Origin of the sequence: Pontibacter rufus, assembly GCF_015694705.1 — a bacterium.
GTDB classification, from domain to species: domain Bacteria; phylum Bacteroidota; class Bacteroidia; order Cytophagales; family Hymenobacteraceae; genus Pontibacter; species Pontibacter rufus.
Genome location: NZ_JADQDR010000010.1, coordinates 74,571 through 87,012 on the forward strand (window position 1 = coordinate 74,571; position 12,442 = coordinate 87,012).

General features: G+C 50.0%; 8 protein-coding genes. 1 reads left to right on the forward strand and 7 read right to left on the reverse strand.

Annotated elements, in window-relative coordinates; translation table 11 throughout:
• Positions 1-2: 2 nt before the first annotated feature.
• The 6 genes from ilvB to I2I11_RS16535 all read right to left on the reverse strand — a co-directional run bounded on the left by ilvB (position 3) and on the right by I2I11_RS16535 (position 8,467).
• A complete protein-coding gene (gene ilvB, locus I2I11_RS16510) occupies positions 3-1,736 on the reverse strand; it encodes a biosynthetic-type acetolactate synthase large subunit (protein WP_196268846.1) in 1,734 nt (577 codons plus the stop codon).
• Positions 1,699-3,417 (reverse strand): dihydroxy-acid dehydratase, encoded by a 1,719-nt coding sequence (ilvD, locus tag I2I11_RS16515; RefSeq protein ID WP_196268847.1) that lies wholly within the window; start codon positions 3,415-3,417, stop codon positions 1,699-1,701. The genes ilvB and ilvD overlap by 38 nt, the downstream gene beginning before the upstream one ends.
• A gap of 781 nt (positions 3,418-4,198) precedes the next feature.
• Positions 4,199-5,320, reverse strand: coding sequence for a 3-isopropylmalate dehydrogenase (gene leuB / locus I2I11_RS16520; RefSeq protein ID WP_196268848.1), 1,122 nt, complete (start codon positions 5,318-5,320; stop codon positions 4,199-4,201).
• The gene (gene leuD / locus I2I11_RS16525; RefSeq protein WP_196268849.1) at positions 5,308-5,904 is read right to left on the reverse strand and encodes a 3-isopropylmalate dehydratase small subunit; all 597 of its coding nucleotides are present in this window, start codon (positions 5,902-5,904) and stop codon (positions 5,308-5,310) included. The genes leuB and leuD overlap by 13 nt, the downstream gene beginning before the upstream one ends.
• Complete coding sequence (gene leuC / locus I2I11_RS16530; RefSeq protein ID WP_196268850.1) at positions 5,904-7,298, reverse strand: 3-isopropylmalate dehydratase large subunit; 1,395 nt, start codon at positions 7,296-7,298, stop codon at positions 5,904-5,906. Before leuC ends, leuD begins: the two co-directional genes overlap by 1 nt.
• 2 nt (positions 7,299-7,300) lie before the next feature.
• Entirely contained in the window at positions 7,301-8,467 is a 1,167-nt protein-coding gene (locus I2I11_RS16535; RefSeq protein WP_196268851.1) for a 2-isopropylmalate synthase, read from the reverse strand.
• 165 nt (positions 8,468-8,632) lie between these two features.
• On the opposite strand from I2I11_RS16535, the gene I2I11_RS16540 reads away from it, so the two are divergent.
• Positions 8,633-10,177 carry a hypothetical protein gene (locus I2I11_RS16540; RefSeq protein WP_196268852.1) on the forward strand — a complete coding sequence of 515 codons (1,545 nt, stop codon included), beginning with the start codon at positions 8,633-8,635 and terminating at the stop codon, positions 10,175-10,177.
• 249 nt (positions 10,178-10,426) lie between these two features.
• On the opposite strand, the gene I2I11_RS16545 is transcribed toward I2I11_RS16540, so the two are convergent.
• Positions 10,427-12,193, reverse strand: a complete 1,767-nt coding sequence (locus I2I11_RS16545; protein WP_196268853.1) for an APC family permease — start codon at positions 12,191-12,193, stop codon at positions 10,427-10,429.
• Positions 12,194-12,442 lie beyond the last annotated feature (249 nt).

Genomic DNA, 12,442 nt, shown 5'->3' on the forward strand with positions numbered 1-12,442 from the left:
GCTTATTTCAACCTGATTTCACTTACACTGCATCCCTGCGGTACCATCGGGAAAACGTTGTTTTCCTTGGCTACCATCACCTCCAGCAGGAAAGATCCTTTGTGAGAGAGCATTTCCTGCAAAGCATCTTTCAGCATGTCTCTCTCCGTAATCTGCTTGCCCGGAATGCCGTAGCCATCTGCCACTTTTACAAAATCGGGGCTGGTGATATCCACAAATGAATAGCGCCGCTCATTGAAAAGCTCCTGCCATTGCCTTACCATACCCAGGAAGCGGTTGTTAAGAATGAGTATCTTTACATCCACTCCGCTTTGCATAATGGTTCCCAGTTCCTGCAATGTCATCTGAAAACCGCCATCGCCGATAACAGCCACCACGGTTCTGTCAGGGGCGCCATACTTGGCCCCAATGGCCGCAGGCAGGGCAAAGCCCATTGTGCCCAGGCCGCCGCTGGTGATATTGCTACGTGTTTGGTTGAGTTTGGCATAACGGCAGGCTACCATCTGGTGCTGCCCCACATCCGTCACAATGATAGCATCTCCGTTGGTGAGTTCATTCAGTTGCTGCACCACTTCTCCCATCGTCAACTCGCCGCTGGTCGGGTATAGCTCATCCCGGATAAGCTCCGCCACTTCCGTATCACGATAGGTATGGAATTTTTGCAACCACTCCGGATAATGCTTCTCTTTTATCACTTCCGTCAGCAGCGGCAGGGTTTCTTTGCAATCTCCCCAAACCGGCACGGTGGTCTGAACATTCTTATCTATTTCTGAAGGGTCGATGTCGAGGTGAATTACTTTCGCCTGCCTGGCATACTTGTCCAGCCGCCCGGTTACCCTATCGTCGAAGCGCATACCGATGGCTATCAGCACGTCACACTCATTTGTCAGCACATTGGGGCCATAGTTGCCGTGCATGCCCAGCATACCCACGTTCAGCGGGTGATCGCTGGGCAGTGCGCCCGCACCCATAATGGTCCAGGCAGCAGGAATGCCGCTTTTTTCAATAAAGGCCTTGAATTCCTGCTCGGCAGAACCCAACATAACGCCCTGGCCCCACAGCACGAAGGGCCGTTGGGCGTTATTGATGAGCTCCGCAGCCTCGCGGATGTATTCTTTCCGGACAATAGGCTTGGGACGGTAACTGCGGATATGCTGGCAAGGAACATACCCTGCAAAATCAAATTTCTGAAGCTGGGCGTTTTTGGTGATGTCCAGCAGCACCGGGCCAGGCCGGCCGCTTTTGGCAATATAGAATGCTTTGGCCAGTGCTTCAGGTAATTCGTCAGCCTCCGTTACCTGGTAGTTCCACTTGGTAACGGGTGCGGATATACTGATAACATCCGCCTCCTGAAAAGCATCGGTGCCCAGCAAATGCGCAAATACCTGCCCGGTTATACACACCAGCGGCGTACTGTCGATCATCGCATCCGCGAGGCCCGTGATAAGGTTGGTGGCACCGGGACCGCTGGTGGCAAACACCACGCCCGTCTTACCGGAAGAGCGGGCATAGCCCTGCGCGGCATGTATACCGCCCTGCTCATGCCGCACCAGCACGTGGTGCAATTGCTCCCGGTAATCATATAAAGCATCGTAAATAGGCATAATGGCACCGCCGGGGTAACCGAAGATGGTATCTACCCCCTCCTGCAGCAGCCCGAGCATAATGGCTTCACTTCCTGCTATCGTCTTTGTTGCCTCAAGCAACGCCGGCGCTTGTTTCTCTTGCGTTAGCATAAGCTTCTTCTAAATCTGTTATACATCCGTTACTTGCATTGGTCACCGATCTCCTGTACTTGAGGAGCACGCCGCCCTGCACGTTTGACTCCGGTCGTTTCCACTTGTCCCGGCGAAGGTTCAGCAAGGCATCGTCCACCTGCAGGTGTATGGTATTGGCCGCCGCATCCAGCGTGATAATATCGCCGTCTTCTACCAACGCGATGGGGCCGCCATCATACGCTTCGGGGCTGACGTGGCCAATCACAAAGCCGTGTGTGCCACCCGAGAACCGCCCGTCCGTAATCAGCGCTACTTTGTCGCCCAGCCCTGCGCCAATAATGGCAGAAGTAGGTTTCAGCATCTCGGGCATTCCCGGCCCGCCTTTCGGGCCCACGTAGCGGATAACCACCACATGGCCTGGTTTTATTTTGCCGAGGCTTATACCTTCGTTTACTTCTTCTTCTGAGTCAAACACCACAGCCGGCCCTTCAAACTTCAGCCCTTCTTTCCCGGTAATTTTGGCCACACCACCGGCAGGTGCCAGGTTGCCATACAATACTTGGATATGTCCGTCTGCTTTGATTGGATTAGAGAATGGTCTTATCAGATCCTGCTCTGCTCCCAAAGGCTTTATATGCGCCAGGTTTTCGGCAATGGTTTTGCCCGTTACGGTCAGCAAATCGCCGGTGATGAGCCCTTCCTGCAGCAGGGTTTTCATTACAGCAGGCACACCATCCAGCGCCGACAAGTCTTCCATCAGGTACTTGCCGCTCGGCTTTAAATCCGCGAGCACGGGCACCCGGTTGCTCACCTCCTGGAAATCATCAATAGAAAGTTTAACCCCTGCAGCATGCGCAATGGCCAGCAAATGTATCACAGCATTGGTAGAGCCGCCCAGCACCGTTATCAGCACCATCGCGTTCTCAAAAGCTTCCCGCACCAGTATATCGCTTGGCTTGATGTCTTTTTCCAGCAGGCGCAGCAGGTAGGCGCCGGTGCTCAGACATTCTTCTTCTTTGGCCTGGCTGACAGCCAGCGCGGAAGATGAGAAAGGAATGGACATACCCAAAGCTTCAGCGGCAGCGGCCATGGTGTTGGCTGTATACATACCGCCGCAGGCGCCTGGCCCCGGGCAGGCATTCCGGATAATGCCCCGGAAATCTTCTTCTGACAGGTGACCATTGAGCTTCTGACCAAACGCTTCGAAACAGGAGACGATATTCAGTTTCTGCCCTTTAAAATCTCCGCCTTTGATGGTCCCGCCATACACCATCAGCGATGGCCTGTTGAGCCGTGCCATCGCCATCAGCGAACCGGGCATGTTTTTATCGCAACCTACCACGCAGGCCAGGGCATCGTAGCCGTGGGCAGCCGTGATAGTCTCGATGGAATCGGCAATTATTTCGCGGGATACCAGTGAGTAGCGCATACCTGCTGTTCCGTTGGTGATGCCATCGCTTACGCCAATCGTGTTGAAGCGCAGCCCCACCATACCCAGTTTGTTCACGCCTTCTTTTACCTCATCAGCCAGCCGGTTCAGGTGCATGTTGCAGGTGTTGCCGTCGTAACCGGTAGAGCAGATGCCCACAAAAGGTTTTTTAAGGTCTTCCTCCGCTATACCAGAGCCAATCAGCATGGCTTGTGCTGCCGGCAGGCTATCGTCTTGTGTGTAGCGGCGGCTAAACTTGTTTAATGCCATCAGGATTATTTTTTAAGTATGATGAAAGTAAAAGTATAAAAGGTTGTTAGTCGCGCCGGGAAATCAAACCGGCAGGTTTAAGAAAATGCCTTTTATATAGCGGGCCGTCATGCTGAAAACCCGCCAGGATTATCACGTATTTACTTTTAATTCTTTGTATCTGCCTGCAATTTCGATCCTCCATACTTGCCGTTAAAATGCATCTTATACTTGTCTACTATTTCTAAAACCCGACATTTAAAGTATAAATACCTTATAAACAATAAGTTATACCTGAATACTATACAGTATCTAAGGATGTTGCATGATTTAAAGCCAGCTACAATGTAAATGCCTCTTTGAGCACCTGGCCGGTTACATATTGCCGCCCGGAAACAGGTGGCTGGCTTAATCTAACATAAGCCAGCAAAAACAAAAAAGCCTTTCAGCGCACCGGGCTCTGAAAGGCTTCCATACCCAAAGGTATGAACACAGCGCTTTCAGCCCGGCGGCAGCGGGAGAATAATAATGACGTAAATCAGGACCAGGAAAAAGGATGCGCACACAGTTCTAAAAATTTATGTGGATATAAAAAAAGCCATCCCTTAAGAGATGGCTGCCGGTATCCTGTACTCGTTTATACTATTAGCAAACCATCTTCACCCCTGGTGAAATAATCACAGGAATGACCAGAAGCGTGGAAATGATTGTTTGCTTTTGCATAGTTTGAAACACAAGGTAGCCATTGTTGCTGATTTGCAAAATATTTCCCGAATTTTTTTTGCTTTGCTGCTTATACCAGTTAAATAATAGTGCTTAAACCTGCTTCAATGTTGCTTTTATGCGGAAGCGTTTCGCTTCTTTCCAACACGTAGTAGGCAATAAAAGTACCTACCTGGTCGGTAGAATAGGCAAGTGTGGAGGGGCGCAGATCAAGCGTCAATATTTTTTTCTCCAGTGCAAAGTCCACGGCCTCCTTTACCAGTTCCGCCTCACGGTGCAGCCCGAAATGCTCCAGCATCATGGCTGCAGACAAAATTGTGGCTATCGGGTTAGCAATGTTCTTGCCTTTTGCCTGCGGATAAGAACCATGTATAGGCTCAAACAAAGCCGCGCTTTCGCCTATGGAGGCTGAAGGCAGCAGGCCCAGCGAACCGGCTATCACAGAGGCCTCGTCAGACAGGATATCTCCGAACATATTCTCTGTCAGAATCACATCGAACTGCTTTGGATTAAGTATGAGCTGCATGGCGGCATTGTCAACGAAAAGGTAATCCACCGTTACATCCGGATAATGAAGCGCGATTTCCTGCACTACTTCCCGCCAAAGCCGAGATGTTTCCAACACATTGGCCTTGTCTACCAGCGTCAGTTTCCGGCGCCTGTTACCGGCCGACTGAAAAGCCAGGTGGGCAATGCGTGAAATCTCGTGACGGCTGTAGGTGCAATTGTCGTAGGCGCTGTCGGCATTACGGCCTTTCTCGCCAAAGTATATGCCACCCGTCAATTCGCGAAAGAAGATCACGTCAGTGCCGGCAATATGCGCATTTTTCAAAGGAGAAAGTTCGAGCAGCGTTTCATAAGCCGTTACGGGCCTGATGTTGGCAAATAAGCCCAGCGACTTTCTTAATCTCAGCAGTCCCTGCTCCGGCCTTACGCTGGCGGCCGGGTTATTATCATACTTCGGATCACCGATGGCGCCCAGCAATATGGCATCCGCATCAAAGCAGGCTTCCAGCGTTTCTTCCGGAAGCGGATTTCCTGTGGCATCAATGGCACAGGCGCCCATCAGTTGCGCATCAAAAATAAACTGGTGCCCGAACCTTTCAGATACTGCTTCCAGCACTTTCACAGCTTCGCGGCATACTTCCGGCCCTATACCATCACCCGAAAGCAAGGCTATTCTTTTTCTTAATACTCCCATGGTCTTGTTTTCTCGTAGGCTTCAATCGCCTCTTTCTGGCTCACTAAAAAGTCAATGTCATCATACCCGTGCAGCAGGCATTCTTTTTTATACGCGTCTATGTCAAAAGCAAACGCTTCTTCCCATACAGGCACGCGCAATACCTGCCCCTGCAGGTCTACGATAAGCTGCGTCTGCGGCTCCTGTTCAACCTGAGCAAACAGCCGCTCCAGCACTTCCGCAGATACTTCTACGGGCAACAGGCCATTGTTGAGGGCGTTGCCACGAAATATATCCGCAAAAGAGCTGGAAATAACCACTCTGAAACCGGCATCATAAATAGCCCAGGCGGCGTGCTCCCGGCTGGAGCCGCAGCCGAAATTTTTCCCAACCAGTAATATCTGCCCTTTATAACGGGTATCATTCAGCACAAAATCTTCTTTTCTATTGCCGTTGCTGTCGTAGCGCCAGTCCCGGAACAGGTTTTCCCCGAAGCCCTCTCTGGAAGTTGCTTTCAGGAAACGGGCCGGTATAATCTGATCGGTATCTATATTTTCAGTCGGCAGCGGTACTGCTGTCGACTGAAGTACTTCAAACTTTTCCATTAGTTGAGATATTGGGTTATATCCACAATTTTGCCTTCTACAGCGGTGATGGCCGCTACCAGCGGGCTGGCAAGCAGGGTTCTGGCACCAGGCCCCTGGCGGCCTTCAAAGTTACGGTTTGAGGTGGAAACACAGTAAGCGCCGGCAGGAATCTTGTCCTCATTCATGGCCAGGCAAGCGCTGCAACCCGGCTCCCGCAGCTCAAAGCCTGCATCAGCCAGTATTTTGTCCAGCCCCTCGGCTTTTGCCTGCGTTTCTACCTGCTTGGATCCGGGCACCACAATGGCTTCCACATGGGGAGCTTTCTGCTTGCCTTTTACATACTCGGCTACCACACGCAGATCCTCGATGCGCGAGTTGGTGCAGCTGCCGATAAATACATAGCTTATCTCTTTGCCCAGCAGGCTTTCGCCCGGCGCAAAACCCATGTATTTGAGAGATTTCTCAAAACTGGCGGCCTCGCCGGCTGCTACATTTGTTGGTATAGCCGTGTGCAGGGCCATGCCCATACCTGGGTTGGTTCCATACGTTATCATGGGCGCAATTGCCTCTGCCTCAAACTTATATTCTGCATCAAATACAGCATCCTCATCCGAGAACAGCGTTCCCCAATAGGCAACGGCCTGCTCCCATTTCGCGCCCTCCGGCGCATAAGGACGGCCTTTCATATAGGTGAAAGTGGTAGCATCGGGCGCTATCATGCCGCCGCGTGCTCCCATTTCTATACTCATGTTGCAAACCGTCATGCGCCCTTCCATACTCAGGCTGCGGATCGCACTGCCTGCATACTCTACAAAATAACCTGTTGCGCCGCCTGTGCCCAATACTGAGATGACGTGCAGCACCAGATCTTTGGCAGATACGCCGCGTTGCAGCTGTCCGTCAATGGTGATGCGCATCTTTTTAGGTCTGCTTAGCAGCAGGCATTGCGAAGCCATAACCTGCGTTACCTGGCTGGTGCCTATCCCAAAAGCAATAGCGCCAAAAGCACCGTGCGTAGAAGTATGGCTGTCGCCGCACACAATGGTCATGCCTGGCTGCGTGATGCCCAGTTCAGGCCCTATCACGTGCACAATGCCCTGGTGCTGGTGGCCCAGCCCGAAAAGCTCCACGCCAAACTTCTGGCAGTTCTCTGTCAGTTTGCTTACCTGGGAGCGGGAAAGCGGATCCTGTATAGGCAGGTGCTGGTTTCTGGTAGGTACGTTATGATCTGCGGTCGCAACTATTTGTTCGCGCCGGTACAAAGGCAACCCACGCGCTTCCAGCTCCTCAAAAGCCTGCGGGCTGGTTACCTCGTGTATCAGGTGTTTGTCGATGTAAAATACATCAAGTCCACCGGGTATAGAACGCACCACATGCGCATCCCATATTTTATCGACTAATGTCCTGGCCATACTTAGCTCGCCGTTACTAAATTTTGTTGTTCTACCAATACATGCAGATCTTCGTCTACCACTTCTTTTTTAATATCGGCTACGTGCAGGAAGAAAGTATAAGCTTTGTCTAAAGTTGGTTTATCAAAGTCGTAGCCCAGCTTTTGCAACCTGAATGCCAGCGCTGCGCGTCCGGATCTGGCTGTGAGCACGATAGAAGAATCGTTGACACCCACATCGCGCGGATCAATGATTTCGTATGTTTCACGATGCTTGATAACGCCGTCCTGGTGAATGCCACTGGAATGCGAAAAAGCGTTGGCGCCTACAATAGCCTTGTTCGGCTGCACCGGCATGCGCATCATGTGCGACACCAGGGTGGATGTTTCAGTAAGCAGTTTGCTGTTTATACCTGTCGTCAGGTTGAGGTACGGATGCTGGCGCAGGATCATTACCACTTCCTCCAGGGCCGTATTGCCGGCACGCTCTCCTACTCCGTTTATGGTACACTCAATCTGGCGGGCACCATTAATTACACCCGAAATAGAGTTGGCCGTGGCCAGCCCCAGGTCATTGTGGCAATGTGTGGAAAGGCATACATTCTGAATGCCTTTTACATTTTCGTAAAGGTACTTTATTTTAGCGCCATACTCCTCCGGCAGGCAATAGCCTGTTGTATCAGGAATGTTCAGCACGGTAGCCCCTGCTTTCACAACGGCCTCGCATACCTGCGCCAGAAATTCATTATCGGTACGGCCGGCATCCTCGGCATAAAACTCTACGTCTTCTACAAAGCTTTTGGCCAGCTTAACGGCCTCTACGGCACGTGCCAGCACTTCGTCTTTTGTGGCGCGGAGCTTATACTTTACATGCAGCTCGGAGGTGCCGATGCCGGTATGAATTCTGGGACGGCGGGCGCTCGTAAGCGCTTCGGCAGCCGTGCGGATATCATTCTCCACAGCCCGCGAAAGCGCGCAAACCGTCGCCTCTTTTGTTTGGGCAGCAATAGCTTTAACGGCCTCAAAATCTCCCGGGCTTGATACAGGAAAACCTGCTTCTATCACGTCCACTCCCAAGTGTTCCAGTTGCCGGGCAATAACAAGCTTCTCCTGCATGTTTAATTTACAGCCGGGTACCTGCTCGCCATCGCGGAGCGTCGTATCAAATATTTGTATTTTCTGATCGGACATCTTTTATTTGGTCTTTAAAGCAGAAACATTCTTTATACCTGATCGCAAGTAGCGAACTTTACTGCTGCGCCAAAAACCAACTTTAAGCTGGCTTACTATTTCTAAAAGCTGCCTATCTTTGTGTAATCTACTGACAGCTACAACCTTATAATTAAATCCGTTACGATGCCTAACGAAGTGACAGATCCTGTTTTTCAGTTAATTAAATCGCTGACACGCTCCGAGAAGAGGCATTTCCGGTTATTTACCAACCGGCAGGGCTCTACCGACGGGCTTAAATTTCTGCAGCTTTTTGATGCCATGGACAAACAGGCACAATATGACGAAGAAAAAATTCTGGAGCAGGCGCCCCGTATTAAAAAAGAGCAGCTCGCAAACCTCAAAGCTAATTTATACAAGCAGTTGCTCTCCAGCCTGCGCCTCTACCATGCCAACCATAATCCAGATATCCAGTTGCAGGAGCAACTCGGCTATGCCCGCATTCTCTACAACAAAGGATTTTACCAGCAGAGCCTGAAAATACTGGACAAGGTAAAGGTGGCGGCACGGCAGGCAGAGCTCCCGCATATAGCACTGTTGGCTATTGATTTCGAAAAGCAGATAGAGTCGCAGTACATTACCAGGAGCCTGCGTGGCAGAGCTGAGGCGCTGTCGGCGGAGGCTATGGAACTGTCCAGGCATGTTTCGCAGGAGCATGAATTATCTAATGCTTCGCTGCGCCTGTACGGGCTCTACCTGCAAACCGGCCATGCCCGCAACCAGGAAGACTTCGCACAGATGAAAGCATTCTTCAAGGCCAACCTACCGGAAATTGATCTGAAAACGGCAACCTTTATAGAAAAAATCCATTACTACCAGGCCTATGTATGGTACCTGTATGTAATTCAGGATTTTAAGGCCTGCTACCGCTATGCCCAGAAGTGGGTAGATTTGTTCGAAGAAAATCCGAACCTCAAGCACACCCATACTACCCTGTATATCAAAGGACTGCACAATTTGCTGGCCGCGCTTTACAACCTGCAGTACTACAGCAAGTTTAAGCAGGTACTGGAGGACATGGAGCGCTTTGCCGCGGACAAGACCAGGCGCAGCAGCCCCAACATCGATCTGCTGCTTTTTATGTACCTCAACAACAACCGGATAAATGCCTACTTTATGCGGGGCGCTTTCTCGGAGGGAATTCAAATTATTCCCGAACTGCTTGAGCAGCTAACATTGCGCCAGCAGCAACTGGACCCGCACCGCATGCTGGTATTTTACTTTAAAATTGCCAGCTTATACTTTGGCAGCGGCGACAATCATTCTGCTATCAAATACCTGAACAAGATTATTCAGGCGAAAGACAGCAGCCTGCGGGAGGACATCCAGTGCTTTGCCCGCATCCTGAACCTGATAGCGCACTACGAAGCCGGCGAAGATTATGAACTGGAGTACCAGATACGGTCTGTTTACCGGTTTCTGGGCAAAATGAACGAGCAGCAACAGATGCAAATCGAGATTTTTAAGTTTCTGCGCAATGTCGGCACCATTACCCCACTTGAATTGAAAGGCGCCTTTATCACACTTAAAGAAAAGCTGATAGCCATTGCTGCCCAGCCTTTTGAAAGAAGACCCTTTTTATACCTGGATATTATTTCGTGGCTGGAAAGCAAAATTGAGCAGGTACCCGTGCAGGAAATTATGGCCCGGAAGTTTAAGCAGTTGAAGTAAGCTGATGAAGATTTTGTGAATACAGTACCAATCAGGAGGTTGAAATAGGCAAAATACAACAGGTGGATACAACAATAAATATTGTAATTATCCGGGCAGAATTAACTTAACGTATTTTGTCATCCTGCAGGAATTTTATCAGCGCACTTTATATCCGCTTAATAAGCCTTACACATACTTGTCAACGGGATTCTTTCAGAATGACATCATATGTTTATACTTCAAACTATTTTTGTACAGCTACTTATTTTAAATAACAAGCCTTACGCCTCCCAGCTCCTGCAGTCCATACACGAAGCGGTCGCCGGGCGAACCTATAAACATAAAGTTCTTGGGTATGTTCCACTTACGGGAGAGTTCCTGTATTAATTCAGGCCCGAAATGTCCCCTTATAGTTACAAAATCCACGTCTATATCGGGATAAGCTCTGTCCAGTACATCTACCTCATCCATGAGCTTATGCAGTGGCTCTTCTCCGTCGCCCAGCACGTTTACAATCTTGATACGGTTGGTATGCTCATTTTCCTCTATATAACGCATTACCTGGTTGATGTTGGCGATGTTGTCTCCCCGAGTAAAGAACACAAACTCCTGCGACTTGATTTCTGTGATCAGGCGTTTCAGGGCGTAAGAGGTAAAAGGTAGTATTCTTTCCAGCGGATCTTCTATCTGCTTTATCAGGTAAGTGAAAAGACGCAGAATACGGATGCGGTACAGCATAATAAGTACCAAAGATACAGTTGGAACGAAGTATTTAAGGAAAACCAGCAGATATTCCGGGTTGAGAATAGCATTGCCAAACAAGGCTGCCAGCACAGCGGAGATGGCCACAAACAGGGCTAAGCCTTTGGCTCGCACAGGCCGCGGCAACCGGTTACGACGCATCTTAAGTAAGATGTTGCCAAACCCGAAAAGCACCATCACCGACAGAAAAGAGATAGTATAAACGCCTGCCAGCGCTCCTAAATCACCCGCTGTGATCAGCAGAATAGAGACGCACAGCAGAAAGAAGCTGATCATAATCAGGTAGGCCGATCCCCGCTTGTTTGTGATCAGCAAAAACTGCGGCAGGCAGCGGTCCAGCGTCATACGGTGTACGAGGCCTGTAACGCCTACATACGATGTCAGAACAGCCCCGCTTAGTACCAGGGCTGCATCTACCGAGATAAGTATAGAAAGCCAGTTGCCACCGGCAATTTCGCCCAAGTAAGCGAGCAAAGCGTTTTGCTGCCCCGGCACTTCTCCCATCGGAATGATCGCCAGCACTAAAAAAGCCGTAAGCGGGTTAAAGATGGTAACTGCCAGCCACATGTTGCGCAGCGTTTTGGGAAAGACACCCGGCTCCTGCTCCTCCACAAAGTTAGCCGAGCTCTCGAAACCTGAAATTCCCAGCATAGCAGCCGCAAAACCGAAAAATAATGCCTCCCAGATACTGCCCGGCAACGGCATACTATAGTTCATTTCCAGGATGCTGAAGCCGTGGCTGAACAAATAAAAGCCACCTACCAGCACCAGCAGTGTAAGGGTGGAGATGTGCGTAATGAAGATAAACACTGCCACGATTGATGATTCGCCGATGCCCAGTATGGTGAGCCCCATAAACACTGCCAGCAGCCCCACAGTAGCATAAATAATCGGTAAGCCTTCCCACAAGTGGTGCACATAATGCATGGCCTCGTTAGCCGAGATTACAGCAGTGGCCATATACGACAACAGGGTAAGGCAGGCAGCCATTGAAGCTGTTTGCTTGCTGGTAGTATTAAGCAGCGCGTTATATGCTCCGCCATTCAGCGGGAGTGCCCCTACCACTTCGCCATAGATTTTCCGGAACAGATACAACACGCCGCCCACCATCAGAAGCGATATCCAGGCGTACTGCCCGGCATAAATAATGGCTAAAGCTGAAACATATAGACAGGAAGAGGTTATATCGTTTCCGCAGATAGCAGTGGCGGATAATTCTTTGAGTTTAGGCGCATGCGAGGTAGAAATAGCATTGTTCAGATTTTTTTCCATGGGAGTAAGTTGAAGAAAACAGCACTGCCAAAGGTGTATATGTATCCTAATGCCAAAAGTTTCAATACAATCGATATATTAAACATTAGCTTCTGGTACTTACCGAAGTATAGGTTCAAAAGGCGTGTAAGTTGAGCTGTTGCATGCCAAATCTCGTCAGGCAGGTATGAGAAACCGGCCTGAACTTTCTCATACTTGCTTCTGCCAGGTTACAGGAAATCCGCTCCAATCATAACAGATGAAATAAAA